This is a genomic window from Asaia bogorensis NBRC 16594, from assembly GCF_001547995.1.
In the GTDB taxonomy this organism is placed as follows: Bacteria; Pseudomonadota; Alphaproteobacteria; order Acetobacterales; family Acetobacteraceae; genus Asaia; species Asaia bogorensis.
This window is the reverse complement of the sequence record NZ_AP014690.1, coordinates 2174020-2199174: the sequence shown is the minus strand read 5'-3', so window position 1 is coordinate 2199174 and position 25155 is coordinate 2174020. Positions and strand designations below refer to the sequence as shown.

The window sequence follows — 25155 nt, the reverse complement described above, 5'->3', positions numbered from 1 at the left end:
GCAAAAAACCATAAAACCGGCTCTCGGATCAGTCCAGTTTCCGCGTTAACGTCTTTACGACAGGCGCCACGTCAGGGGCCACATGCCGAGCGAGGAGCAGAAAACCATGATTCCCGATTACGCCAGAGCGAGGCAGGCACGGCGCGCGCATTATGATGAAGCGACCCTCCACGCCATTCTCGATACGGGGTTGGTCGGGCATGTCGGGTTTGTGGTTGATGAGCGTCCAATGGTTATACCGATGGCCTATGCCCGTATCGGCAGCACGCTCTATCTGCATGGCGCTTCCAAAACACGGATCATGGCGCTGGATGGCCAGAAGCTCTGCCTGACCGTGACCCAACTGACGGGGATCGTCGTGGCCCGCTCTTCATTTCACCACTCGGTCAATTACCGCAGTGCGGTTGTGCATGGCACTGCGAGGAAGGTTCTGGCGGAGGAGCATCAGCTGGCGCTCGACGCCATAACCGATCATCTTCTGCCGGGCCGTTCGGGTGAGGTGCGGGCCATGACGGCGCAGGAACGCAAGGCTACAGGCGTCATGGCCCTCGACATCGAGGCAGCCAGCGCAAAGATCAGAACAGGCGGCCCGGTCGAGGATGATGCCGATCTGCCTTCCACGCAGTGGGGCGGCGTGGTGCCGGTTGTGACCGCTCTCGGGACAGGCCTGCAGGACGGCCATACCCCGGAAGGCACGCTGCCCCCCGCGTCGCTACGCAAGGCACAGGCAAAATTTCTGGCCTAAAAGCGCAGTGTTGTCCGTTACCGGAGTCGCGACCGCGCGAGTTGTCACTCACCCGGTCGTGCATGCCGATGGGTAGATATATTCGAGAGACTATCAGTTAGTTGCTGCCCCATCGGAGGCAGATTGAAGCGTGTGATCAGCTGGGCCGGGCTCGGGCAGATATTCTGAATTGGCGGACGCAACTGATTGGCGCTTGTGAAAATCCGGCAAGCCAGAAGCATGTCAGCTGTCAGATCGTGATGCAGTATCGCTGTGATGGTTCCGTCGGAGAGAAGCGCCCTGTTATCGCGGTCGAGATCATGCGCGATGAACAGGCGCGGCTCGATTAGACAGTCCCGCAAGGCTCTGGCAATGGCGTGATTGCCGCCACCGATCGAGTATATACCGGCGATATCGGGACGGTCCCGCAGGGTGTTGGCAACGAGATCGTAGGTTTGCCAGTCCAGGCCGCGCCCTTCACCAAGCGAGACGATGGCAAGATGCGGCGCATATTGCTGCAGCCATTCGCGAAACCCGCGGGCGCGCTCTTCCTCGCCAACGAAGCGGTTGCTTGAGACCACGACGAGAATGGATCGCCCCGCATGGGTCTCGGGGGGCATCCAGCCCGAAGCCAGCCATGCGGCCATACCTCCCGCAGCATGATTGTCCATGCCGACATAGGCCTGTCTGGCGGAGTGCGGCAGGTCGGTTACCAGAGTGACGACCGGGATACGTGCCTTTGCGCAGGCCAGTATCTCTGCACGTATGGAGGGGTGATCGGGTGCCTTCAGCAGGATGCCGTTGGACCCGCGCTTCCTGATACGCGCCATGATGGCGGCAATTTCCTCACCGGTCGCTGTCTCGCCCAGATGAGAGCGTACGCGCATCAATACCGGGAGGTGCGCAGCAAGCTGGGCTTCGAGCGCCAACCTTACGGCTGAGGAGAAGCGATCGGGCGCTTCCATGACCAGAACGATTGTCAGCCGGCTCCCATGCAGGGAAAGTTCGAGGGTCTGGCGGGAGAGTTCGTCCATGGCCTGAAGCACGCGGCGTCGCATGCTGTCACGCACGCCCTTGCGATCATGCAGCACCCGATCAACGGTGGCGAGACTAACCCCGGCCTGACGGGATATGTCCTTAAGCGAATGGGCGATGGCCATGCTGCGTCTCCTCCAGTTCCCATGAGAAGCGTTGAAACTGTCCTGAGGTGTTTCTGAGGTGTTTACCGTATGGGGCGTGCGATTACACGATTGTAATCTTCTGACGTTGCCTGCGATAGCCTGACGGAAAGCCGCCCGGTTTCAGGCAGGGATCGAAAGATGGAGATCGACAAGTGAAAGCGGACAATCTCTCTGTATTGCGGGCAAGCCGCAACTGGTACTCCCCGGATCATGCCACGCTGGAAGAGCTGCAAACGCTGACCGAGCGGCAGATCACGCTGCGCGATTATCCTCTGGCTGCCTCTATCGGTGCCGGGCAGGTTCCCCTTTACGATTGCGGTGATATCCGGCGCCTTACCCTGACCCAGGAGGGACGTGAGCTGGTGATGGCCGAATGGGCGCAGGCGCTGCGTGACGGCCCGGGCATTGTGGTGCTCAAGAAGGCCTTTGACGATATGGCCGCACTTGACCGCGTGACGCATCGGTTCGACGCGTTGATCACTCTGCAAAAACGCGATGGGGTGCAGTCGGGCGATCACTTCGCCAAGGCCGGAGCCAATGATCGCGTCTGGAACGCACTGGAAAAGCTCTGCCTTTTCGATCCGGAAGGGTTCGCCCGTTACTACAGCAATGAAATGGTCGCGCTCGTAAGTGAGGCCTGGCTTGGCCCGGCTTACCAGATCACGTCACAGGTTAATGTGGTTAATCCCGGCGGTGAGGCGCAGACGGTCCATCGCGACTATCATCTCGGATTCCAGTCCACCGAGCAGGTCACCCGCTATCCGGTGCATGTGCACGCCGTCTCACCTTTCCTGACTCTGCAGGGGGCGGTCGCCCATTGTGACATGCCGCTCGAGAGCGGGCCGACGCTCTACAAGCCATTCACTCAGCAATACGGCCCCGGTTACTTGGCAACCCAGAGTGCCGAGATCAGGGAGTGGTTCCAGAACACCCATGTGCAGCTCCCTCTGGAAAAGGGTGACGCCGTGTTTTTTAATCCGGCGCTCTTTCATGCTGCCGGGAGAAATCATTCCCGGTCCATACGGCGTATGGCCAATCTGCTTCAGGTTTCCTCCCCCTTCGGCCGTGCAATGGAAAACATGGATCGCGCGCGAATGGCCAAGGCTCTCTACCCTGTGCTCAAGCGTCTCCAGACCGAGCGGGCGCTTGGGCGCGGTGCCGTAATGCACGCTGTTGCAGCTTGTGCTGAGGGTTATGCCTTCCCGACCAATCTCGACCGTGATCCACCCATCAATGGTTTGGCGCCCCAAAGTCAGCAGGCTCTCATGACTCAGGCCTTGCAGGAAAACTGGGAGCCGTCGCGTTTTGAAGCGGCACTCGATGAACGTGTGCGCTGCACCCAAACCTGAGCGGGCGCCAGTTAGCTCTGCATCATCTGATGACTGAACGAGGCGAACATTCATGATACCCTAGGTCCTGAACACCGGTTTCCCGGTAAAGGATGAGTTCACTGCTCAGGGCCTGGGTTTTCCGGATGGTCAGTCATCCACCCGTGCACCGCCCGCCTCGGTGTTGCGGCGCCAGTATCCGGCTGCCCTGATCCGGCTGCGTGGGATGGCTTCCTCATTCACCAGATGGTCGCGCAGGGCACGCACGGTATCGATCTCGGCCGCGATCCAGACATTGAGCGTCTCTGTGGCAGGCAGAACGACCAGGCGCAGAAGATCGGCGAGGCTTTGTCCAGCGGCCCTGTCACAGCGGAAGAGATCGACCCAGGCGCGGCTCGTCAACGGGTAGGTCTTGTCGCTTTCCTGCGTATCAAGAACCACCACAGCGCTGTGTTCGGGCGATAATTCTTCCAGCGTACGGGCGATGGCGGGCAGGCCCGTGTCATCGGCGATCAGCAGATGCGAGGTGAGGCGCTCATGCGGGATATTCGAGGCTTTGGGACCACCCATCCCAAGACGCTGCCCCGGTCTGGCCTGAGCAGCCCATTGGGTGGCCGGGCCTGAGTCGTGCAGCACGAAATCGATGGTGAGTTCGCCGTTTTCTTCGTCAAAGCGCCGCGGCGTATAGTCGCGGGCAATGATACGTGGATCACGCGGTGCCGTACGGTCGGCATTCATGTCAGGCAGGACAGGATGGGTCTCGCCGGGCTGGGGAAAGAACAGCTTAACATGATCATCGGTCCCGGCGGTGACGAAATCATGCAGGTCGGCACCCTTAAAGACGACGCGCCGCATGGTGTCGGATAGCGGGATGATTCGTGCCACCTCGATCTGCCTCAGCCGAAGCGGATGGCGGATCTTGGTGGGGGGCAGAGGGGGCAAATTGCTGGTCATGACGATTCCTTGCCCATGATTTCAGCGGCAGCGCGCATCAGGATGGCAGCGATCCGTCTGGCTTCGACAGGGCTGCACCCACGATGCTTGTAGAGCGCTGCCTTGAGGTGATGACGCGCCTTGTGCAGCCCGTCTGCGGCCTCGGGATCGACATCATGCAGCCCGGCAAACGCTTCGCGAACTTCGCTCATGCGGCTGCCAATGCGTGTCAGGATTTCAAGAATACGATCGGCTTCTGCGCGGTTTTCCGCAAGATAAGCCTGCCCCTGATCTGTCAGGGTGTAGAGTTTGCGGGTTCCTTCCTGAGTGACCTCGGCCTGGCCGATCTCTTCCAGATAGGTCATGGCAGGGTACACCATGCCGGGGCTCGGCTTGTAGAAACCGTTTGTCCGCTCCTCGAGGCGGCGGATGATTTCGTAACCGTGCGCCGGACTCTCGGCCAGCAGGGCGAGAATGACCAGTTGCAGTTCTTCGGCGCTCAGCTTGCGACCGCCCGGAATGTCACCGCCCCGGCGGCGGCCGAAGCGGCCTCCGAAACCCCCGCCCATGCCACCGCCAAAGCGATGGTCCGACCCGTGACCGAAACCGTCATGGCGATTGAGGGCATGACGTAGATGATGGCGAAAAAACATTTGTATCCTCCGTTATATCTTTAGACTGTTCTATCTTAAGATATAACGCAAGAACTTTCGTAAGACTGATTCGCCTTGTGCTTGGAGGGGGAAGCAACGAGGCGTGTCGTTATGCGTGCGCTCGGATTGCCGGATGCAACGGGGGGAGAGCGAGGGTTCTTGCCGGTTCCGGTCCTGATCCCGGTCAATGAGACTGGGGGGCGCGCCGTAGAAATGGTGATGGCGTCAGGACCGGAAAGAGAAACTGACTGGTTCAGCAGGCCCAGACCGTCTTGATGTTCATGAACTCATGCAGGCCGAGTTCGGTCAATTCGCGCCCGTAGCCACTCGCCTTAACGCCACCGATCGGCAAAGCGGGGTCCGAGGCGGTGATACGGTTGATGAATACGCCACCCGATTCGATGCGCTGTGACAGAGCAAGACCAAGGCGCTCATCCTGTGTCCACAGGCTCGCGCCAAGGCCATAGGCACTGTCATTGGCCAGCGTAATGGCATGATCGATATCCTGTGCCGTGATCAGGCAGGCGACAGGCCCGAAAAGCTCTTCGCTGAAGGCGGTCATGCCGGGGGTGACGTCCAGTAGCACGGTCGGCTCGTACCACGCACCGGGACGGTTCACAGCCTCGCCGCCGACCACAACCCGCGCACCTTCCGCGATGCTCTGCTGCACCTGCTTGTGCAGGCCATCGCGCAGGTCAGTGCGTGCCATCGGGCCGATAAAGGCGCCATCACTCATAGGATCTTCGAGACGAAGCGCTCTTACCTTATCGAGAAAACGTTCCGTGAAGGCCTCGGCAATCGGCGCTTCGAGGATGATCCGCTTGGCGGCAATGCAGACCTGCCCGCAATTTGCGAAGCGCGCCGTCACGGCGGCATCGACGGCCTTGTCCAGATCGGCATCAGCCAGCACGATGAACGGGTCAGACCCACCCAGTTCCAGAACGGTCTTCTTGCCGTTCTCACCGGCCATCCCAGCGAGGAGACGCCCGACCCTGACACTGCCCGTAACCGTCACGCCTGAAATCCGCTCATCGGCAATGACGCGTGCGGTCTGCTCACGAGCGAGATTGGCGGAGATGAACACATCGCCAAGATCGCAATCCTGCGCGATCTCATTCAGCAATGCGCCGCAGCCCAGCGTGTTTTCGGCAGGCTTCACGATAAAACCATTGCCTCCGGCCAGAATGGGCACGGCAGCGCGAATGATCTGCCAGTACGGGAAATTCCACGGCATAACCGCCAGCACAATGCCGGTAGGCGCGTAGCTCAGATGGGCCTTGCCCATCGGTACGGGCATGGGTTTGTCCCTCAGCAAGGCCGGTGCGTGTTCGCCATACCAGTCGATAACCGAGGCGCATTTTTCGACTTCGGCACGCGCTGAAGTTATGGTTTTGCCCATTTCACTCACGGCAAGGCGGGCCAGCTCCTCCTTGCGCGCACGAAGCCCTGCTGCAAGACGGTGGAGCAGATCAAGCCGTGCGCCCAAGGTTTTGGCGCGCCATGACATAAACCCCTCCTGGGCACGGGCCAGCATGTCATCGACCGCCTGCTCCGACAGAAACGGGTAGCGCCCCAGCGTTTCTCCGGTGGCCGGGTTGACCGTGAATACGCAATCGCCTGACGCAGGATGGGTCATGATCTTTACCTCTGGTTGTTGTGCCACATTGCCGTGCCTGCCGCATCGGACTGGGCCACGACATCGGTCTGACCGTTGCCGGGTGAGCCGGCATAGTTGTGATAGACCCCGTTGGTATAAGGCGGCCGCACAGGCGCATTGAATTTCACCGGCCAGCCCAGAAACGAGAAATGGGACGGGGCATCATTGGGAATCTGGGTGCTCTGATGAGCCTCCGAATTTGGCAGACCCAGTGCCGGATGGGCACGGACCTTGTAGGAATAATCCCGCAGCGAGTTGTCGAAATCCTCGGTCACGACATAGCCGTGCGGCGGCGGCGGGGCACCGCCATCGGGCAGGGCTACTTTTTCAACCGGGGTGAGGGGGTGTTCCATCGCCTTGAGCTGCGAGGCCGGATCGGCCAGCGCCATGCCGGTACCGAATGGCACCATGAAAAGTAACGCGGTGAAAATGCGAGTAAGTGGGGTGGTGAAACGTGATCCGGGCATGTCCGTGCTCCTGCCTGCCTCTGTAGGGTGCTAACAGGGGCGCGTCTGTTTCGTTTTTCTATGAACCTGTAAGATGTAAAAAAACAGGCTTTGTCACAATTATTGGTGACTGCCGCACCTGTCGGGCGTTGCCCGTCATGAAACGAATTCGGCGCAGGCTGTGCAGGCGACCCGCGAAAGCAGGAGCCCGAGGCCCGAACGCCAGTGCAGGGAGAACATGACCCATGGCTACAGCAAACGGATCGACGATCCCCGGAATCGGTGAGATCGCCCCGATGAACCTCGATAGCGAGTCGCTCGCCCAGCTCCAGGCGGCTCTGGCCAAGGTCGAACATGGGCGCGGCGTGCTCGTGCGCCTAGCGGATCTGATGGGTGGCGCTGTGGGGCAGGCGACCCGTATCGGCATGCAGGGGCTGGGCATGGCCCCGGCGATCCAGACAAAGCTTCAGGGTCTGGCTGAAGCCTCGATTGCCCGTGCTTTCGATATTGCAGTGCTCGGCATGACGCAGGAATCGGTGACCAAGGCCCCGAAATGGCGTGACCCGGCGGCTCAGGCGGCGGTTGCTGTTTCAGGGGCACTGGGTGGTTTCGGTGGCGTGGTCGGGCTGATGCCCGATATCGGTTTCACCACACTCACCATCATGCGCGAGATTGCCCGCATCGCCCGTGAAGAGGGTGAGGATCTGAGCGATGACGAAACCCGCCGCGCCTGTCTCGAAGTGTTTGCCCTGAAGGGATTTCTTGCGGGTCAGAACGCCGATGAGAGCGAGCTGGGCTTCTTCTCTGCCCGTGCCCTGATGCGAGGCAAGCCGATTGTCCTCCTTATTGCGGAGGTCGCTTCACATTACGGCATCGGGCTTTCGCGCAAGTTTGCCCTGCAGATGGTGCCGGTTGCCGGTGCGCTTTGCGGCGCGTCGCTCAACGCGGCTTTCCTCTCGCATTATAGGGCGCTCGCCCGGGCGCATTTCACCATCCGACGCCTTGAGCGTCAGCATGGTCCTATCGTGCGCGATACCGCCCAGCATATGCGCCAGACAGGCGCTGACGCCGCATCGGCCTAACGGTTGTAAGGTGAGAGAACGCCACGTCGTGCCATGGCGCGTTTCTCACTCCCGGGTCAGACTGACGAGAACGGGGCCTTCGTGCCTCGCGTGAGGTCAGCGCTCACGAGGGGAGGTAAAGGTCTCCAGCAACCCGACCGGAACGATCTGCAATGAGAAGATGGCGGTCATGACGAAGCAGAGGCCGCGATAATGTGGGGCTACGAGCGCGAGCACGGCGCTGAGCGCGATGCCGATGAGATAGACAAAAGTCAGTGGCATGGTGAACCTCCCGGCAGGATGCGATGACAGATCGCCTATCATGGTGCTGCATTGTCTGGCCATGACAAATCCCGGCTTGCAGAAGAGTTGCCGGAGATGGCTGACATGAGGCTTGCCGGAGACGCTTCAGGCTGCGTTGAAACTGTAAAGCAGGACAGGGGATGACGGATCCGATCACACCGGAGCTTCTCATCGAGGCGTACCGCAACGGCATTTTTCCTATGTCGGACGGGCGCGACGCAAGTGAGATCAGCTGGCATCGTCCGCATGAGCGTGGCGTTCTGCCGCTGGATTGCCGGTTCCACCTTTCGCGCCGTCTGGCGCGCACGGCGTTGCAGGGCGGATTTGAGGTGACGACCGATCGTTGTTTCGATGATGTCATTCGCCTCTGTGCTGAAACCCCCTGCCGTGACGAGACGTGGATCAGCGGGCGTATCCAGGCCAGATATACCCTGCTGCACCAGCTTGGTTATGCCCATTCCATCGAGACATGGCGCGACGATGTGTTGGTTGGCGGGCTATACGGGATTCAGATCGGCGGGGCTTACTTTGGTGAGAGCATGTTCTCGCTCTGCTCGGATGCGTCCAAGATCGCGCTAGTGCATCTCGTCGCTACACTGCGCCTTGCGGGTTTCGCCCTGCTCGATACCCAGTTTCCCACACGGCATCTGGAAACATTCGGCTGCCTGACCGTTCCAGACCACGCCTATCGCTTGCTACTGGACCATGCCCTCGGGATTGAGGCATCGTGGAACAAGGATGTTTCACTGGGCAGACTTCGAGATGAAGTCATCCGTCTGCGCGATGGTATAGAGGCTCGCTGAGGCATGAAGGAGGGAACACCATGTCGGTATTCGATGTAAGAAATGCGGCGTTACTGTCGCTGGCCCTGTCAATGACGGCCGGTGCCGCCACGGCGCTGGCGCAGGAAGGCACGGGCGCCCACCCCCGGCTTTCGCCAGCGCGTGACGTGACGGTGGTCTATTCCGTCCAGCCCGAGAAAATGCCCCAGCCGGTACAGGCCATCGTGCAGTTCAAGGCTGAGGGCGACAAGCTTCGCATCGATTCGCCCGACCATGCAGGTTCGACCATTCTCGATCGTCCCGCCCAGCGCGTGACGCTGATCATGCATAAGCAGCGCGTCTATACGAGTTTTGCCCCCAAGCATGGCCTGCGCAACCCGTTCATGCTCGACATGTCCATGCAATATGCGCCGGATGGTACCGCAACGGTGGCCGGGCTTGTCTGCAACAAGTGGACCATCACGACGACCCACGGCAAAGCGGCAGCCTGCGTGACCGAGGACGGCGTTATCCTGAGCGAGGAAGGCGTGGATGCAGACGGGCTGCATGGCAAGCTTGAAGCCCAGAAGGTGACTTACGGCCCGGTTGCCGATACCCAGTTCCAGCCGCCTGCCGATTATCAGCAGATCACGGCGCAGATGCCCATTCCGCATGGCGCTGGCCCGCAGAGCTCTGCGGCGCCCAGATGAGCCAACAATCGCTCAAGGTCAGCCTGCGTGATAGAGCACCCGCCGCGCTACGCAGGGCGGTGCTGGCTACCCTCTCTGCTGGTGCGCTCGGTCTGAGCGGCCATTTCGGCATGGCGCACGCTCAAGACGTGCAGGCAACGCCTTATGTCACACCTCGTGTGGATGTGGACGTCACCTACGAAGCCACGGGGCCCGATGGTCAGGCCTATCGCCAGCGCATGCGCTGGAACGCTGCCCATTGGCAGCAGCGTCTCGATATGGAGACGACCGGGCTCATCATGCTGACGGATTACAAGGCACATCGTCTTTCCGTGATCGATACGCGTACGAAAACCTACACGGTCTCCGGTGCACCGGATGCGCAGTTCGCGCCGCCAGGCACTCCGGCTGCCGGTCACTGGCAGCGCGGGACGCAGGATCGTGTCGCGGGGCAGGGATGCACACACTGGACCACCACGGACACAGATGGTCAGGTCGGCGATTTCTGCTACGATGACAACGGCGTCCTGTTATCCGCGAGCCATAACGGTCTGGAGGTGATCAAGGCGCTTTCCTACGCGATGACTGCCCAAGGGCCAGAAATCTTCAGGGAGCCGGAAGGCTTCCATGAGGCCAAACCCATACAGGTTGATCATCAGTAGGGGGAAGCGAACTGTACCTCTTGTTACGGGACGACCTGCCTGCGTGCCCCAGGATGCCGCTGGGTTTCAGAGGCTCCGGCCTCCGGGTGGGCCCAATCAGATCACCAGCGATGGCGATACCCAAACGGGCTGGTCATCCGCCGCTCTGACCGGCAGATAAAGCGCAAAAAAGGGGCAGCCTCGTAGGCAAGCCCCTTTTTTGTTACGGCCATGCCCGCCACGGGATCCATCAATGCGTCTGCGCGATTATGTTACATTCTAGCCCGGTTTTGGTCCTGTTTGGTCCCAAAATCGACACCATATGGATGGTATAAACTGGATATCGGATCGGCCACTCGTTTCAGGCCGATCTGACGAGGAGGTTTCTTCATGCGTCAAATCCTGAAAATTGGCCTTGCGGCTCTGCCCCTGATCGGCCTCATGGGAGGCGCTCCACTGGCACAGGCTCATCCCGGCCCAGGCTGGGGTGGTCCCGGCTGGCACGGCGGCGGTGGCTGGCGCGGTGGCGGCTGGCGCGGTGATCGCGGCTGGCATCGCGGCGGTAATGCCTTCGTTGGCGGCCTCGTTGGCGGTCTTGTCGGTGGTGCCGTAATCGGCGCGATTGCACGGCCCTATGTGGCACCGCCGCCACCCCCGGTGGTCTATGCGCCGCCCCCGCCGCCGGTTGTGTATCAGCCGCCTCCGCGGGTGGTTTACCCGCCGCCGGTTGCAGTTTATCCGTCTTATCCCGCCTATCCGGCATACTGAGTTCAAAGGCTAAGCATCCATCATGGTCTCCATTGGTGACAGGGCCCCCGCTTTCTCCTTGCCTGATGCAACTGGTCAGGTTGTCGAAAGCGAAGCCCTGAATGGGCAGCCTTATCTGCTGTATTTCTATCCGAAGGCCGATACACCCGGTTGCACGACCCAGGCTTGCGACCTGCGCGATCAAAAGCAGACGCTCAGTTCGCTTGGTCTTCGTGTGATCGGGGTCAGCCCCGATCCGGTTGAAAAGCTTGAACGCTTCGCCCGGAAATACGGGCTGGATTTCACGCTGGTCAGCGATGCGGACCACAAGCTTGCCGACGAGTACGGCACGTGGGTTGAGAAAACCATGTATGGCAAGACCTATTTCGGCATGGAACGCAGCTCGTTCCTGGTCGATGCCGAGGGTGTCATCCGGGCCCTCTGGCGCAAGGTCAAGCCAGCAGAGCATGTGGCGCTGGTGACTGAAGCCGCCGCTGAACTGTAGCGTTTTTCGGATATAGTGCCGCACGATCCCTTCCATCGTGCGTCCTGGCGGGCGTTCCGTCTCGGGACGCTCATTGTTGTAACGCCGGTCGCCATCATTGCGGTGGCTGGGCTGGCACTTCTGTGGCGTTTGTCGCTTGGCCCGCTGGATGTCACAGCCGTCGCCTCACGCTTTGCGCCCGTAGCAATCCAGGCCAGTAATGAGACGGGCCACCCCGCCGGCAGGTTGAGCTGGGGGCGTCTGTTCCTGAGCTGGCAGCCCGGCCTGCGTCATGTTCATCCTGAACTTGTGCTCAAGGCGCAGGATCTGCGTATTCTGCGCAAGGATGGCAGCGCAACGCTGGCCCTGTCGCAGGTCGACCTGGCCTTGCGCATGAGGCCTTTGCTACGCGGGCGTGTCGAGCCCACACGTCTTGCCGCACAATCGGGACGGATTATCCTCGACCGTCATGAAGACGGATCGATCGATCTGGATTGGCCTGACGCGCGACATCGCAAAAACGCCGCTAATCCACTTTCACTCGACCATTTTGCGGCACTCGACCTGACTGCTGTTGCGGTGCAGCTTCGCCACGCGCTGTCACCCAATGGTATGGGAGCCTATGCCGATCGTGCCGATGCCACGCTGCTTCTTGAAAAGGTCGCGCTGCATCACGATCCACGGACAGCCGATTATGCATGGACCGGGTTGGTCGAGGGCAAGGTGGGCCCGGGTCATGAACCGCCGATCAGCTTAAGCGCCGCGAGTGCACCCGTGGCGGAGGGGCTTTCGTGGCGCGTGACAGTCACCCCTTTCACCCCCGATGTGCTGCGCGGTTTCGTTCCCTATGCCGGTGATTGGCATGTGCCGGTCGGATTGCAGGCCTTTTTTCTGGTCAGGGGCAGCACAGGAACGCCACACCTTTCTGGCGCTGGGCCACTTCAGGATATCCCGGTCACGCAAGGGCAGGTCGCCCTCTCTCTCGGCAAGGGCAAAGTCGATCAGTCAGGAGGCGACCCTCTGAACGTGGAGTCGGGTCATGTCTCCGCCCATATCGCCCTGCCTGCGGGGCGCCTTGTCGTCGACAGGAGCGAGGCCGCTATCGCGCTCGTCGATGATGCAGGCAGAACCGACACATTCCAGGCGCAGGGCCATCTTGAGGCAGACTCGCTTCGCTCTGCCCGGCAGATTTCAGGGGGAGTTTCCCTCACGGCGACGCCGCTCGATGTGCCCCATCTGGGTTCCATCTGGCCACGCTTCCTGATGAAGGGCGCGCGCCGCTGGGTCACCAATAATCTGAGCGCCGGTACGACAGATTCGCTGCATCTCGATGCCGTTCTCGGCAGTGACGCGGGCTGGGACCAGCTACGCCCCCGTAAAACCGATGCGTCCCTGACCATCGAGCATGCAACCGTGAACTGGCTTCGGCCCGTGCCGCCCGCACGTGATGTCGCCGCGCGTTTCAGCTTTGCTGCCCCGGATGTCCTTCGCATCGACTTTCTGCATGGCACCCAGCCCGCATCCGATGCGGCCCATGCCGGTCTCATCCATCTCGATGGTGGGTCGATGTTGATCAGCGATCTTTTTGCCCATGATCAGACCGGCACGATAGCGCTCGATCTCTCCTGCGATCTGGGGGCCTGTGCCACCCTGCTTGCCCATCCAAGGCTGCATCTGCTCTCGCGGCATCCACTGCCGTTTACGCATCCAGCAGGTGCGGTGAAAGTGAGCGAAACCATCACGCTGCCGCTTTCGTCGCATATCGAGAATGACCAGATCCACGTCAATGCACGGGCGCGGTTTGACCACGTCACCCTTGGCAATGTTGTTCTGGGGCGGGAGCTTACCGAGGCGTCGGGCAATCTGGAGGCGACTGAAAAGAAGCTCGCGCTTCAGGGGCACGGTTTGCTCGATGGTGTGCCGACCGATGCCACGCTGAACGAGAATTTCCTGAGTCGCTCAGGCGGGCTGCGCGAGACTGTTCATGCCGTATCGATTTTCGATGAACAGGCCCTGAACAAGGCGCATATAGCCAATAACGGCCTGTTTCAGGGCACGGCGCAGCTCGTCTCTGACTATCATGCGGCATTCGATGGCCATGCCAATCTGGACCTTGCACTTGATCTCACCCAGGCAGCCCTGACGATTCCCGTCTGGAGCAAAGCGGCTGGTATCGCGACCACGGCTTCTGCCCATATCGGCCTGCGCGATGGCAAGATGGTTGCACTCGATCGCATCAGTGCCGAGGGGCCAGACCTGCATGTCGAGGGCGACAGCCGACTGGTTGAGGGGCAGGTCCAGGCCATCAATCTGAACGGATTCATGATTGGCCGCTCCAACGGGGATGCAGTGATCGAACTGCCGGCACAGGCCGATGCAGCGATTGCCGTGCGTATCCATGCGCAGGACCTCGATATCGCGACTTTGCTGCACCGCGACGATGCAAAGCCCGGGGAGGGGCAGGGCGGCAGTGCGGTGACCGGCAGCGCATCGAGCGGCCCTGCTGAGAGCGCGTCAGGCAAAAGTACGGCGCCAGCAGGTCAGGACTGGACTGTCGATATTGCAACCGACCGCCTGTTCTACAACGCGCAGAAATTTCTGGGAGGTGTGACCGCGCATCTGGAGCATCGCCATGATCGGCTGGACCGTGCCCGGTTCACAGCGGTCAGGCCCGTTGGCGTGGCGTTCGATCTTGCCCCGCATGAGGCCGGGCGTCAGCTCATGCTCCGTATTGATAATCTCGGTCGGCTTCTGAACGAAACCGGTATGACGGATCGTCTTGAGGGCGGGCGTGCGCAGATTTCCGGTCAGGTTGGAGACGGCGATACGGGGCGCGTTCCGCCTTTCAAAGGGATGATTTCTGTCTCACCCTTTGCGTTCAGGCAGCCACCAGCGGCACTGACAGCGGCTACCCATCTTTCTGTTTTCAACTGGTCTCAGGCCAGCCATGACCGGTTTGAGGTTCAGCATCTTCATCTGCCGATCAGGGTGCGGGATGACGTCATGACCATTCATGAGGGGCATCTTGGCAACCCGGCGCTCGGGGCCACGCTGGAAGGCAAGATCGATCTCGACAAGGGCGGGCTCGATCTGCGCGGGACAGTCGTGCCTATTTTTGGTCTTAACGCGGCACCGGGGCGGCTGCCGAATGTGGGCAAGTTGTTCTCGCCGGAAAAAGGGGGTGGCTTTCTTGCCGCGACCTTTACGGTCAAGGGGACGGCGGGAAATCCGGATCTGTCGATCAATCCATTCGCCATGCTTTTACCCGGCGTCATGCGTCAACTCGCCAAATAGGGCACCCTGTACCGGCCTGACCAAGGGTATATTTGCCCCGGTGATTGGCCTTGCGTAGAGAATAGCCCGTAATCGTTCCGACGCATGATGGATCTGAAGCATCTGTTCTGTGCGACGTTCGGCCGCTTGTGCACGTTCCTGCATAGGCTGGCGGTGGCGCGATAAGATACGTGGTAAGTCGAATAGAGCAGGATTGCAGGAAAGAAGAGGCCAGCGCGATGCAGGATGATGGAAATGCAGATCTGTTCGGCACGCCTTCCCCTCGCAAGGAAGCCGCGCGCTACGGGCGCCCTGCGGCACATTCTGCACCGATGATGCCTCCAGCTTCGCAAACGGGCACCTCGTCCACGTCCATGCCGACGTCGCGACAGACGCAGCCGCTGGCGGACAGGCTGCGCCCCTCCACGCTGGCGGAGGTCGTCGGTCAGGATCATCTTCTGGGCCCCAAAGGGCTGATCAGCCAGATGCTTAGCCGCAACACGCTGCCAAGCCTCATCCTGTGGGGCGGACCGGGATGCGGCAAGACCACGATTGCGCGGCTGCTTGCCCGTGAGGCCAAGCTCAGATTCGAGCAGATATCAGCCGTTTTCTCGGGCGTGGCTGATCTCAAGAAGGCTTTCGAAACCGCCTCGCGCTTCCAGCAGGAGACAGGGCGAGGGACGTTACTCTTCGTTGACGAGATCCATCGCTTCAACCGCGCCCAGCAGGATGGCTTTTTGCCTTATGTCGAGCGTGGGACCGTCATTCTGATCGGTGCGACAACGGAAAATCCGTCATTCGCCCTCAACGGCGCGCTTCTGTCGCGCTGTCAGGTGATGGTGCTCAACCGGCTGGACGATAACGGGCTCGAGAAGCTGCTCCAGCGTGCCGAAGCCCTGTCCGACACAGCGCTGCCACTCACCGCAGAGGCACGTGCTGCCTTGCGTGCCATGGCAGATGGCGATGGGCGCTATCTGCTTAATCTGGTCGAACAGATACAGGCCCTGCCGGCCGGGGAGCTGCTTGATACGGCGGGGCTGGCCGGTGTGGTGGCCCGTCGGGCGGTGCTTTACGACAAGGATCGCGAGGAACATTACAACCTGATTTCGGCGCTGCATAAATCGCTGCGCGGATCAGACCCCGATGCGGGACTCTACTGGTTTGCCCGGATGCTCGAAGGCGGAGAAGACCCTCGCTATATCGCCCGCCGCCTGACGCGCTTTGCCGCAGAGGATGTGGGCATGGCTGATCCCACAGCGCTTCCGCTGGCCGTGGCAGCGTGGGAAACATATGAGCGTCTCGGCAGCCCCGAGGGCGAACTGGCTTTAGCGCAACTGGTCGTGCATCTGGCTACGGCACCAAAATCGAACGCCGTCTATCGTGCTTATAACCAGGCCCGCAAATTGGCCCGTGAAACGGGCAGCCTCGGACCGCCACACCATATACGCAACGCCCCTACCAAGCTGATGCAGTCGATCGGCTACGGCAAGGGCTATGAATATGACCATGATACGGAGGAAGGATTTTCGGGTCAGAACTACTTCCCCGATGAAATGGCACGCGTGTCACTCTATCAGCCCACCGATCGTGGTCGGGAAAGCGAAATCAGAAAAAATCTGGACAGGCAGGCCGCAATACGGGCAAGCCGTCGCCCATGAGTGTTACGACCCGTATTGTCAGTGAAGATGAGGCCGATATGCGCCTCGATCGCTGGTTCCGCCGCCATTATCCCGACCTCACCCAGGGGGCACTGCAAAAGCTGTGCCGCACAGGGCAGGTGCGTCTTGATGGCAAGCGCGTGACTGGTGCAAGCCGTCTTGCCCCCGGCCAGAGCCTGCGCATACCGCCTTTGCCTGCTCCAATGGCGGCGCAGCCCGACCGCCCCGCCCCGCTCGACCCGCAGCTTGCCCGCGAGATCGAGCGCATGGTGGTCTATCGTGACGATCAGGTGATCGTGCTCGACAAGCCATCCGGCCTGCCCACGCAGGGTGGACCCGGTATTACCAAGCATATCGACATGATGCTCGATGGTTTGCGTGGTGATCTGCCCGACCGGCCGCGCCTTGTGCATCGCATCGACCGCGATACGTCCGGCCTGTTGCTGGTTGCCCGGACACCGGGTGTTGCCGCCAAGCTGGCCGCAGCCTTTCGCGGGCGCGATGTGGACAAGACCTACTGGGCGATTGTCGTCGGGCGCCCCATGCCCGGCTCAGGCGTGATCGATCAGCCGCTCGCAAAACTTGGGGCCGGAAACGGAGCCCTCATGATTGCCGCTACGCGTGATGACGAAGACGCTGTGGTGGCCAAGACCGATTATGAGGTGGTCGATGCGGCGGGCAAACGCCTTTCATGGCTTGCGCTCAAGCCCCTCACAGGCCGCACCCATCAGCTACGTGTGCATTGCGAAACCCTCGGCACGCCTATTCTTGGCGACCCGAAATATGGTGGCAAGGCCGCGCATATGGAGGGTTTTATCGACAGGTTGCATCTTCATGCGCGTGCGCTGGAGTTTCCGCATCCTGCCGGTGGGCGCCTGCGCGTAGCGGCCCCATTGCCGCCCCATATGCGTGACACATTCAAGGATCTCGGCTTTACCGCCGGTGAGACGCCGCGCCCCGAACGGATCGGGGGCAAGACCGGCAGGAAATGACCAAGGAACTCGTCAAATGAAACGTCTGACTGCGGCGCTCATCGTCATTCTGGTGGTGGCGGCAGGCCTGGCCGTGACGGCCCATATCCTGATCGATCGTTCATCGCTGAAGGAGGATGTGATTGCCGCGGTCAAGCGACAGACCGGCCGTGATCTCGCAATGGCGCGTTTCTCGGTGGGGGTTCTGCCCTGGCCTTCCTTCAGCGCCTATCAGGTGACGCTGTCTGACGAGGGGGGCGACGGCGTGACGCCGATGCTGCGCGCACGCGACATCCGCGCGTCGATCGCGCTCATTCCGTTGCTTTGGCGTGAGATCCGTCTCGAAAACCTGACGGTGATGCGCGGTGCGGCAATCCTGCATCGCAACGAATCCGGGCAGGCAAACTGGGTCTTTCACCCACTGACGGCCAAAACCGGTTCCCCGTCGGGACACGTGTCTCACCCGCAAGCCCGATGGAAGCTGCAGATTGGCTCTGCCAAACTCGACAATATGGCGATCTCCCTCGATGACAGACAGGGTCACCACAGCGGTGCCATGACTGTAGAGCGCGCCGAATTCGACGGTCTTTCTTCCTCGGCTCCCTATCTCGATATTCACGGGCGTCGTGGAGATGTCCCGTTTCGCGTCAATGGCCATATCGGCCCGCTCTCGCTGTTTCAGGGGGGTAACCCTCCCTGGGCGGTCAGTCTGGGCGCGACACTGGGCAGGGACGGCAAACAGCAGGACTGGCTGAATTTCGATGGTCAGATCACTGATATGCGCCATCTCCACGGTTTTTCGGGCGTATTGCGTGGTGAACTGGCCTCGCTCAAAGATGTCGAATCCCTCTTCCCGAACGCCAATCTGCCCGATGTGAAAGGGCTGGGGGGCGAGATCGGGGTGTTCGATGCAGATCCACAAGCCGAAGACAGCGGGCTCGACTTCTCGCGGCTGGGTGTGAACCATGTGCATCTGCATGCCGATTCCATACCGTCATGGCATGGGCTGACTTCCAGCGCGGTTCATGCCGATGCCGACACGCTCTCCTCGGCCCTGACGGTGAGTGGCGTCGTCAATGGTGCGCTGATCAGCGAACTGGCACCGGGCCTCGCCCTGCAGGGACGTTTGGGCACCCTGGCGCAGGCTGGTTCGGCCTGGCAGTCCGGACTCGCAACGCCGCTCCCGGTGGCGGTGGATCTGCGGGATGTGTCCAAGATTGGGACTGGTTCCGGGCTTACGGCCCATCTTTCCGGTCAGATCGGCGCGGATGACTCCACGCTCGCTCTGGAAGGGCAGGCACGCACGCTCAATGTCATGCAGGCGGCACTGCACGATGTGGCGTTCAAGGGGGAGGTGCAGCGCGACACGTCCGGATCCATTCAGATCAAGGGGCTGAGCTTCACAAGCCATGAGGCGACGGGCGTGATGGATGCCTTGGTGAAGGCGCCTCTGCCATCTGCCATCGACGGAAAGCTCCAGTTTTCAGCGCTTGATCTCGACGCCCTCAAGGGGCTGTGGCTGGGTCGACGCGATGAGGGAGCCGGGACAGCAGCGCAAGCCCCTGTGCCAGCCGGCCCAGGGGCCCCGGGAAATTCGTCTTCCGCGTCCACAGCGACCTCGCCTGCACAGACGCCAATTGCGGGTCTAATCGGCGTAGCCGGCAACAGTGCTGCAGCGCCTCAGCCTGCAGCCAAGAAAGGCTCGCCTACCAGCACTGTGGGCGATACCGACAGCACGACCGGCTTGCAGCGCTTCATTGACCAGGGGCAGGCATCGATCGATGTTTCTGCCGCAAAACTGCGCTTCAATGGTGCAGATTATAGCGACGTCTCCGGGCATATCGCCTTGAACAGCGCCAAGCTGGCCATCGAGTCGATCAAAGGGGCGGGCAATGGCATGACGCTTGCCGGGCGTGCCGTTTACGACCGGAGTGTGTCTCCTGCCTCTGTCAGTGTCGTTTTCTCTCCGGTACTCTTCCCGGCCACGCTGGCGCAGACCCTGCTGTCCATGCCGGACGTGTTTCATGGGCCGTTGATGCTGGTGGGTGAACTCGATGCACGGGGTGAGACACGCGCAGCGATGCGCGACACCCTGCGGGGGCATCTGGGCCTTTCCATGGTGGGTGGCACGATCGATACCAGCAGGCTTGGGGCCTATCTGGGCGATGCGGCGCGCTCGCTGCTCTCGCATCGTGAACTGCCGGTGCGCTGCCTTGGGCTTCACGCCCGGTTCGAGGGAGGGCAGGCCCAGCTCGATACGATCGGTATGGAGGCTGGTGCGCTTACCCTGTCTGGCCACGGTGTTTACGGTCTCGCTGACGAAATGCTTGATTTGCATCTGGTGCCGCGTATCGGCTTTGGCGGCACCGGGGCCTCAACTCCGGTACTGGTCAAGGGAACGCTCGATGCACCCAAGGCAAGCCAGGAGGCAAACGTAGGGGGGCGGTTCCAGCTGACAATCGGCGGCAGCCAGCCCGATACCTGTCCCGATATCCTCTCCGCCGCGCGTGAGAATATGTCAGGTGAAGCAGCACCTGAGCGCAAGAAGCATTCGCAGGCCTCTGAATTGCTGCATGGTTTGGGGATATTGCATTGAGTCAGACGATCAAACGTTTCTGGAAGGCCGTCGAGGTCGCAGCGTATGGGCCCGATGGGCATTACGCCGTCATGCTTGACGGGCGTCCTTTCAGACTGCCCGGTGGAAATTCGCTGACCACATCCTCTGCAAGGCTGGCTGATGCTATTGCTGCCGAGTGGCGGGCCATCCCTGAAGGGGAGGCCTTTCGAACCGCAGATCTGCCTATGACGCAGATGGCTGGTACGGAAATCGAGCGTGTCCGGCCTGACCGCGAGCAGATCATTGGTGGCCTTAGCGCCTATGGTGAAAACGATCTGCTTTGTTACCGGGCTGTCGGGTCTCTTGGCCGGGAGCAGGACGCTCTGTTTGATCCGGTTCTGGCCCTGTTTGGCAGTAGGCATGGTGTTGTGCCTCAGGTCACGCGCAGTCTTCTGCCGCTCTCCATCGCTCCTGAGCTTCAGAAGGCTTATGGGGCCGCCCTTGAGCGTATGGATGACGCAGCCCTGACTTGTGCCGCAATCTGCGCACCTGCAACGGGAAGCCTGATTCTGGCGATTGGTCTGGTCGAGGGATGGGTGGACGCTGCTTCGGCACGGCTGATGGCCAGTGTCGAGGAGCGGCACCAGATGGCGCAATGGGGCGAGGATGATGCGCTGATGCAGGAGATTGATCGCAACGCGGCAGATGTGGAAATTGCGTTACGGTATCTGGAGCTTTCTTACGGAGCTGAGACGAATCAGGCATGATTTTGCCATGATCGGCCTTTAACCCTTGCCTTCAGTGGTCATCACACTCGGTGACCATTGGTTACTCGACCCGCTCTTCGCGATTTATTAGAGGGTTGTCAGGTAATCAGAAGAATTTGTGCAAGGATCAGGTATGTCTTCTCGTATTCAGGCCGTACTGGATGAGAACGCCGCTGCTGCAAATCTCATCCGTCGTATTCCGTTCAAGGTGCGCTCTGCCCATTTCGTGGCACGTTGCGTCCAGAATGTCTGGCTGCTCCTTGCGGCAACCCCGGTCATTGTTGTGATCTGCGCCATCAAAGGCTGAGTTTCGCTCATCCGGCCTTCGCCGGGAGGCAAGATCGCACGGTATGAGCCGTCCAACGGCGCAGCTCTTGCCGCCCTTGCTGCACAGCAACGAAAAAGCCCGACGCAATGGCCGGGCTTTCTGCTTTTATACGCTCTGTATTTCGCTCAGGGAACGAGTACTGTGGCGACAGCCGTGGCGGCAATGCCCTCTTCGCGGCCCGTGAAGCCAAGGCGCTCGGAGGTGGTTGCCTTGACCGAGATGCGGTCAACATCGACCTGAAGCAGCGAAGCAAGGCGTTCGCGCATAGCCTGAGCGTGAGGGCCGATCTTGGGACGCTCGCAGATGAGCGTTACATCGGCATTGATCAGCATGCCGCCGCGCTGGCGAATACGCTCGCCCGCATGAATTAGGAAACGTGCGGAATCCATATCCTTCCACTCATTATCCGTGGGTGGGAAATGGCGGCCGATATCTCCCTCGGCGAGCGCACCGTAAATGGCGTCGCACAGGGTGTGGATACCGACATCGGCGTCGGAATGGCCCGCCAGCCCGCGATCATGGGGGATGGTGATGCCGCAGAGGATCAGGGGACGGCCGGCCTCGAAGGCATGAACGTCATAGCCCAGCCCCGTGCGCGGGAGTGGGGTCGAGCCGAGCAGTCTTTCGAGACGCACGAGATCCTCCGGTAGGGTCAGTTTGATATTATCTTCAGCGCCCTGGACGAGGGCGACCGGATGACCCGCGGCTTCGAGCAGGGCAGCGTCATCAGTAACGGGCCCCTGATGTGTGCGGTGCAGGTCGAGCAGAAGCGGGAAATGGAAGCCTTGCGGGGTCTGGGCACGCCACAGGGAGTCGCGGCAAACGGTTGTGTCGACCAGGCCGTCGCGACCGCGCTTGAGCGTATCCGCCACGGCAACAGCTGGTATGGCGCCTGGGTGCTTTTCGAGCGCCTTGAGCACGTTCCGTACCACCTCGGCTGGCACGTAGGGGCGTGCGCCATCATGGACCAGAACAAGATCGGGCGGCTCAGGCAGGCGGGCAAGGGCTTCGAGCCCGGCGCGCACGCTGTCCTGACGCTCACGCCCACCTGCGACAGGCGGCAATGTCTCGATCCCGTCGAGGGCCTGCAGCAGCAGCGGGTCATCACCGACCGGCTGGATAAGGGTCACGTGGTCGCGCAGCGCTTCGGCCGCGTGGCGAATGACGGTTTTGCCACCAAGCAGCAGGTACTGCTTTGGCATGGCAGACAGGCCGGTGGCCGGCGCAGCGCTGGCATCAGCGAAGCGGCGACCGGAACCGGCGGCGAGGAGGATGGCAGCAATACGCATGATGTTCAGGGAATGGGGATTTGTCCCTGCCGCGTCAAGCCAAGAAAAAAGGGCCCCGCAGTGACTGCGGAGCCCATGACCTGTGCGTCACACGTAGAGTGTGTTTCAGCGACCGATGTCGCGCAGGCGGATACCCTTGTTCAGCTTGTGCTCGAGAGACTCCAGCGACACGCCACGTGTCTCAGGCACGAAGGCAAGAGTAACGAGAATGAACACTGCATTGAGCGCTGCATACAGCCAGAAGGTGTGTGAGGCGCCCAGTGTGCCAAGCAGCGTCAGGAACGTGGCGCCTACGACCATGTTCGCAATCCAGTTAGTGAAGGTCGAGCAGGCAATACCGAAATCACGACCCTGGAGCGGCTGCACCTCGGCGCAAAGCACCCAGATGAGCGGGCCGGCAGAGAAAGCGAAGCCGGTGATGAAGAGCAGCAGAACCCCGACCGAGAGGTAATGCATCATCGTGCTCGAATCCTGACCGAAGGAAAGCAAGATCGCGAGTGCCCCCATGCCAATGGCCATGATGACGAAGCCGGCGACGAGCATCGGACGACGACCCCAGCGATCGACGAAACCGATGGCGATGAAAGTGGCCAGCATGTTGACCAGACCGACGATGGCCGTGCCCCACATCTGCCCGTCCTGACCGAAGCCGGCCACTTCGAAGATACGCGGCGCGTAATACATGACGATGTTGATGCCGGTGAGCTGCTGGACGATCTGCAGACCAATGCCAAGCATGACGGAGCGACGGAAGTTCGGGTTTTCGAGGAACATCGAAAAGCCGCGCTGCTTCTGTTGCAGGCCTTCCTGGATATCGCGGATTTCGCTCTCTGCTTCGGCACGCGAGGCGCGCAGCGAGGCAAGCGTTTCGAGCGCCTCGGCATGACGGCCACGCAGCATCAGCCAGCGCGGGCTGTCAGGTAGGAAAAGTGAGCCTACAAGAAACACAGCACCCGGAACGGCGACGATACCGAGCATCCAGCGCCATGACCCCGAATAGGCGAACATGGCGTCCGAGATGAAGGCGAGCAAAATCCCGATGGTGATCATGAGCTGATACACCGAAATCAGGCTGCCGCGATGCTGTTCGTCAGCCACTTCCGAAATGTAAAGCGGCGCCACGAAGCTGGCGATACCAATGGCGAGCCCGAGAATCGCACGCGCGACGATCAGTAGAGTGACCGAATGGGCCACGACACAGCAGATGGCGCCAATCACGAAAAGGGCAGCACTGAAGACAAGCGCCTTCTTGCGGCCGAGGCTATAGGAAAGACGCCCGGCAATGAGTGCCCCAAGGGCCGCGCCGAACATCATGGAAGAAACGATCCACTCCTGAGCGGTATCACTGGCCTGAAATTCCTTGGCAATAAAGCCAAGGGCGCCGGAGATGACGCCGATATCGAGACCGAACATCAATCCTGCGACTGCCGCGAGAATTGCAGCAAGCATCATTTTTCCAACCAACGGAAGCTTCGTTTCTACTGGGTTGGACGAGGTAACGTTACTCATATGAGAAGACCTTAGTCGAGAAAGCCGGGGGGCCGGGCCTGCAGAGGAATCGCTGTTGTCACACAAGAAATCCCAAAGTCCGTGTGATCTTTAAGGGTTTGTCACGTTAATTCAAACCAAAATCGTTGTGATCCATATAATGGGTCACCGGCTGGGTCTGGAGCCCGGCCCAAGCGGGGCCGGTCAGGGATGCGTCGTAAGTGGGCGCGGGCTCAAATAGCGACTTAGTTCACATCCAAAAAAAGGAAGTAACCGGGATTGATGGGAATATAACCCATTGTAAGAGATTACCCCTTTCCGGAATCTTGTCGCTATATCGTAAATAAAAAGATAACATAAATACAAGATAAGTAGAGATAAATACAAATTATTCTTATCTGATATAACTCTACCTTAGAGTCATTCCATAACTAGTCGAGACTTGTCAATGAAACGAGTCCATACATTGCTCAAGCAATAAAGCTTTCGCATGTAAATGGATTCTTCTCATGTCTATTCGCATTCACGCTGCAAAAACTTTTTCGGCACTTGCCTTTTCAGGCGCTGTCTTTGGTCTGGTCTCGCTGGCTTCTGCCTCCACGGGGCATGAGCTGCGCGATGGGGTAACTTCCACCTCGAGCCTTGCCTATGCTGGCCCGCGCCCGCCTGCCGGCCAGAAGTGGGATCCGTGTGAGATGCAGGGTGCGTGCGTTGCCGAGAGCAGCGACAGCCTCGCTTATGCTGGCCCGCGCCCGCCTGCCGGCCAGAAGTGGGATCCGTGTGAGATGCAGGGTGCGTGCGTTGCCGAGAGCAGCGACAGCCTTGCCTATGCCGGCCCGCGCCCGCCTGCCGGCCAGAAGTGGGATCCGTGTGAGATGCAGGGTGCGTGCGTTGCCGACAGCAGCGACAGCCTTGCCTATGCCGGCCCGCGCCCGCCTGCCGGCCAGAAGTGGGATCCGTGTGAGATGCAGGGTGCGTGCGTTGCCGACAGCAGCGATAGCCTTGCCTATGCTGGCCCGCGCCCGCCTGCCGGCCAGAAGTGGGATCCGTGTGAGATGCAGGGTGCGTGCGTTGCCGACAGCAGCGATAGCCTTGCCTATGCTGGTCCGCGTCCGCCTGCCGGTCAGAAGTGGGATCCGTGTGAGATGCAAGGCGCGTGTGTGGTCCGCAAGGTCTGAGGTTGCGAGTTTTTAACGACGAAACGCAGCTGTTATAT

The 25155-nt window shown here is 60.6% G+C and carries 23 protein-coding genes; 15 read left to right on the top strand and 8 right to left on the bottom strand.

What is annotated here, in order from left to right:
• Positions 1 to 106: 106 nt before the first annotated feature.
• Positions 107 to 745: a pyridoxamine 5'-phosphate oxidase family protein gene (locus tag Asbog_RS09830; RefSeq protein WP_083510983.1), complete on the top strand. Its 639-nt coding sequence runs from the start codon at positions 107 to 109 to the stop codon at positions 743 to 745.
• A gap of 44 nt (positions 746 to 789) precedes the next feature.
• On the opposite strand, the gene Asbog_RS09825 is transcribed toward Asbog_RS09830, so the two are convergent.
• Positions 790 to 1884 (bottom strand): LacI family DNA-binding transcriptional regulator, encoded by a 1095-nt coding sequence (locus Asbog_RS09825; RefSeq protein WP_062165009.1) that lies wholly within the window; start codon positions 1882 to 1884, stop codon positions 790 to 792.
• A gap of 173 nt (positions 1885 to 2057) precedes the next feature.
• Here Asbog_RS09825 and Asbog_RS09820 point away from each other — a divergent pair, with 173 nt between their 5' ends.
• Positions 2058 to 3254, top strand: a complete 1197-nt coding sequence (locus tag Asbog_RS09820; RefSeq protein WP_062165008.1) for a phytanoyl-CoA dioxygenase family protein — start codon at positions 2058 to 2060, stop codon at positions 3252 to 3254.
• Between the two features lie 129 nt (positions 3255 to 3383).
• Here Asbog_RS09820 and Asbog_RS09815 read toward each other — a convergent pair whose 3' ends face one another.
• The 4 genes from Asbog_RS09815 to Asbog_RS09800 all read right to left on the bottom strand — a co-directional run bounded on the left by Asbog_RS09815 (position 3384) and on the right by Asbog_RS09800 (position 6943).
• The gene (locus Asbog_RS09815) at positions 3384 to 4187 is read right to left on the bottom strand and encodes a siderophore-interacting protein (RefSeq protein WP_062165007.1); all 804 of its coding nucleotides are present in this window, start codon (positions 4185 to 4187) and stop codon (positions 3384 to 3386) included.
• Entirely contained in the window at positions 4184 to 4819 is a 636-nt protein-coding gene (locus tag Asbog_RS09810) for a PadR family transcriptional regulator (protein ID WP_062165006.1), read from the bottom strand. Before Asbog_RS09810 ends, Asbog_RS09815 begins: the two co-directional genes overlap by 4 nt.
• Before the next feature lie 253 nt (positions 4820 to 5072).
• A complete protein-coding gene (locus Asbog_RS09805) occupies positions 5073 to 6455 on the bottom strand; it encodes an NAD-dependent succinate-semialdehyde dehydrogenase (RefSeq protein ID WP_062165005.1) in 1383 nt (460 codons plus the stop codon).
• Positions 6456 to 6460: 5 nt separating this feature from the next.
• Positions 6461 to 6943 (bottom strand): hypothetical protein, encoded by a 483-nt coding sequence (locus tag Asbog_RS09800; protein ID WP_062165004.1) that lies wholly within the window; start codon positions 6941 to 6943, stop codon positions 6461 to 6463.
• A 224-nt stretch (positions 6944 to 7167) separates the two neighbouring features.
• On the opposite strand from Asbog_RS09800, the gene Asbog_RS09795 reads away from it, so the two are divergent.
• Positions 7168 to 8004: an EcsC family protein gene (locus Asbog_RS09795; RefSeq protein ID WP_023977674.1), complete on the top strand. Its 837-nt coding sequence runs from the start codon at positions 7168 to 7170 to the stop codon at positions 8002 to 8004.
• Between the two features lie 96 nt (positions 8005 to 8100).
• On the opposite strand, the gene Asbog_RS14560 is transcribed toward Asbog_RS09795, so the two are convergent.
• On the bottom strand, positions 8101 to 8265 hold the full coding sequence (locus tag Asbog_RS14560) for a hypothetical protein (RefSeq protein WP_155996798.1): 165 nt from the start codon (positions 8263 to 8265) through the stop codon (positions 8101 to 8103).
• Positions 8266 to 8426: 161 nt separating this feature from the next.
• Here Asbog_RS14560 and aat point away from each other — a divergent pair, with 161 nt between their 5' ends.
• The 11 genes from aat to Asbog_RS14555 all read left to right on the top strand — a co-directional run bounded on the left by aat (position 8427) and on the right by Asbog_RS14555 (position 21141).
• Positions 8427 to 9089 carry a leucyl/phenylalanyl-tRNA--protein transferase gene (gene aat / locus Asbog_RS09785; RefSeq protein ID WP_062165003.1) on the top strand — a complete coding sequence of 221 codons (663 nt, stop codon included), beginning with the start codon at positions 8427 to 8429 and terminating at the stop codon, positions 9087 to 9089.
• 20 nt (positions 9090 to 9109) lie between these two features.
• On the top strand, positions 9110 to 9757 hold the full coding sequence (locus Asbog_RS09780; protein ID WP_062165002.1) for a hypothetical protein: 648 nt from the start codon (positions 9110 to 9112) through the stop codon (positions 9755 to 9757).
• Positions 9754 to 10398: a hypothetical protein gene (locus Asbog_RS09775; RefSeq protein WP_062165001.1), complete on the top strand. Its 645-nt coding sequence runs from the start codon at positions 9754 to 9756 to the stop codon at positions 10396 to 10398. Before Asbog_RS09780 ends, Asbog_RS09775 begins: the two co-directional genes overlap by 4 nt.
• A gap of 369 nt (positions 10399 to 10767) precedes the next feature.
• Complete coding sequence (locus Asbog_RS09770) at positions 10768 to 11145, top strand: hypothetical protein (RefSeq protein WP_062165000.1); 378 nt, start codon at positions 10768 to 10770, stop codon at positions 11143 to 11145.
• 22 nt (positions 11146 to 11167) lie between these two features.
• Positions 11168 to 11629, top strand: coding sequence for a thioredoxin-dependent thiol peroxidase (gene bcp, locus Asbog_RS09765; protein ID WP_023977680.1), 462 nt, complete (start codon positions 11168 to 11170; stop codon positions 11627 to 11629).
• Between the two features lie 15 nt (positions 11630 to 11644).
• The gene (locus Asbog_RS09760) at positions 11645 to 14902 is read left to right on the top strand and encodes an AsmA-like C-terminal region-containing protein (RefSeq protein WP_062164999.1); all 3258 of its coding nucleotides are present in this window, start codon (positions 11645 to 11647) and stop codon (positions 14900 to 14902) included.
• A 218-nt stretch (positions 14903 to 15120) separates the two neighbouring features.
• A complete protein-coding gene (locus Asbog_RS09755; protein WP_062164998.1) occupies positions 15121 to 16539 on the top strand; it encodes a replication-associated recombination protein A in 1419 nt (472 codons plus the stop codon).
• Complete coding sequence (locus Asbog_RS09750; protein ID WP_062164997.1) at positions 16536 to 17531, top strand: RluA family pseudouridine synthase; 996 nt, start codon at positions 16536 to 16538, stop codon at positions 17529 to 17531. The genes Asbog_RS09755 and Asbog_RS09750 overlap by 4 nt, the downstream gene beginning before the upstream one ends.
• A 16-nt stretch (positions 17532 to 17547) precedes the next feature.
• Entirely contained in the window at positions 17548 to 20106 is a 2559-nt protein-coding gene (locus tag Asbog_RS09745; RefSeq protein WP_062164996.1) for an AsmA family protein, read from the top strand.
• On the top strand, positions 20103 to 20834 hold the full coding sequence (locus tag Asbog_RS09740) for an ATP12 family chaperone protein (RefSeq protein WP_062164995.1): 732 nt from the start codon (positions 20103 to 20105) through the stop codon (positions 20832 to 20834). The genes Asbog_RS09745 and Asbog_RS09740 overlap by 4 nt, the downstream gene beginning before the upstream one ends.
• 133 nt (positions 20835 to 20967) lie before the next feature.
• On the top strand, positions 20968 to 21141 hold the full coding sequence (locus Asbog_RS14555; RefSeq protein ID WP_023977686.1) for a hypothetical protein: 174 nt from the start codon (positions 20968 to 20970) through the stop codon (positions 21139 to 21141).
• Between the two features lie 146 nt (positions 21142 to 21287).
• On the opposite strand, the gene Asbog_RS09735 is transcribed toward Asbog_RS14555, so the two are convergent.
• Together Asbog_RS09735 and Asbog_RS09730 are read right to left on the bottom strand one after the other, a co-directional pair.
• A complete protein-coding gene (locus tag Asbog_RS09735; RefSeq protein ID WP_062164994.1) occupies positions 21288 to 22451 on the bottom strand; it encodes a bifunctional 2-C-methyl-D-erythritol 4-phosphate cytidylyltransferase/2-C-methyl-D-erythritol 2,4-cyclodiphosphate synthase in 1164 nt (387 codons plus the stop codon).
• A gap of 105 nt (positions 22452 to 22556) precedes the next feature.
• Positions 22557 to 23960, bottom strand: a complete 1404-nt coding sequence (locus Asbog_RS09730; protein ID WP_031240037.1) for a sugar porter family MFS transporter — start codon at positions 23958 to 23960, stop codon at positions 22557 to 22559.
• Positions 23961 to 24448: 488 nt separating this feature from the next.
• Between Asbog_RS09730 and Asbog_RS09725 the strand changes: the two genes are divergently transcribed.
• Positions 24449 to 25117, top strand: a complete 669-nt coding sequence (locus tag Asbog_RS09725) for a hypothetical protein (RefSeq protein WP_062164993.1) — start codon at positions 24449 to 24451, stop codon at positions 25115 to 25117.
• The last annotated feature ends 38 nt before the right edge of the window (positions 25118 to 25155 follow it).

Bases quoted from the DNA above. Each gene is read 5' to 3' on its own strand.
- Asbog_RS09830 (WP_083510983.1), top strand. From the start codon at position 107: ATGATTCCCGATTACGCCAGAGCGAGGCAGGCACGGCGCGCGCATTAT.
- Asbog_RS09825 (WP_062165009.1), bottom strand. From the start codon at position 1,884: ATGGCCATCGCCCATTCGCTTAAGGACATATCCCGTCAGGCCGGGGTT.
- Asbog_RS09815 (WP_062165007.1), bottom strand. From the start codon at position 4,187: ATGACCAGCAATTTGCCCCCTCTGCCCCCCACCAAGATCCGCCATCCG.
- Asbog_RS09810 (WP_062165006.1), bottom strand. From the start codon at position 4,819: ATGTTTTTTCGCCATCATCTACGTCATGCCCTCAATCGCCATGACGGT.
- Asbog_RS09805 (WP_062165005.1), bottom strand. From the start codon at position 6,455: ATGACCCATCCTGCGTCAGGCGATTGCGTATTCACGGTCAACCCGGCC.
- Asbog_RS09800 (WP_062165004.1), bottom strand. From the start codon at position 6,943: ATGCCCGGATCACGTTTCACCACCCCACTTACTCGCATTTTCACCGCG.
- Asbog_RS09795 (WP_023977674.1), top strand. From the start codon at position 7,168: ATGGCTACAGCAAACGGATCGACGATCCCCGGAATCGGTGAGATCGCC.
- Asbog_RS14560 (WP_155996798.1), bottom strand. From the start codon at position 8,265: ATGCCACTGACTTTTGTCTATCTCATCGGCATCGCGCTCAGCGCCGTG.
- aat (WP_062165003.1), top strand. From the start codon at position 8,427: ATGACGGATCCGATCACACCGGAGCTTCTCATCGAGGCGTACCGCAAC.
- Asbog_RS09780 (WP_062165002.1), top strand. From the start codon at position 9,110: ATGTCGGTATTCGATGTAAGAAATGCGGCGTTACTGTCGCTGGCCCTG.
- Asbog_RS09775 (WP_062165001.1), top strand. From the start codon at position 9,754: ATGAGCCAACAATCGCTCAAGGTCAGCCTGCGTGATAGAGCACCCGCC.
- Asbog_RS09770 (WP_062165000.1), top strand. From the start codon at position 10,768: ATGCGTCAAATCCTGAAAATTGGCCTTGCGGCTCTGCCCCTGATCGGC.
- bcp (WP_023977680.1), top strand. From the start codon at position 11,168: ATGGTCTCCATTGGTGACAGGGCCCCCGCTTTCTCCTTGCCTGATGCA.
- Asbog_RS09755 (WP_062164998.1), top strand. From the start codon at position 15,121: ATGCAGGATGATGGAAATGCAGATCTGTTCGGCACGCCTTCCCCTCGC.
- Asbog_RS09750 (WP_062164997.1), top strand. From the start codon at position 16,536: ATGAGTGTTACGACCCGTATTGTCAGTGAAGATGAGGCCGATATGCGC.
- Asbog_RS09745 (WP_062164996.1), top strand. From the start codon at position 17,548: ATGAAACGTCTGACTGCGGCGCTCATCGTCATTCTGGTGGTGGCGGCA.
- Asbog_RS14555 (WP_023977686.1), top strand. From the start codon at position 20,968: ATGTCTTCTCGTATTCAGGCCGTACTGGATGAGAACGCCGCTGCTGCA.
- Asbog_RS09735 (WP_062164994.1), bottom strand. From the start codon at position 22,451: ATGCGTATTGCTGCCATCCTCCTCGCCGCCGGTTCCGGTCGCCGCTTC.
- Asbog_RS09730 (WP_031240037.1), bottom strand. From the start codon at position 23,960: ATGAGTAACGTTACCTCGTCCAACCCAGTAGAAACGAAGCTTCCGTTG.
- Asbog_RS09725 (WP_062164993.1), top strand. From the start codon at position 24,449: ATGTCTATTCGCATTCACGCTGCAAAAACTTTTTCGGCACTTGCCTTT.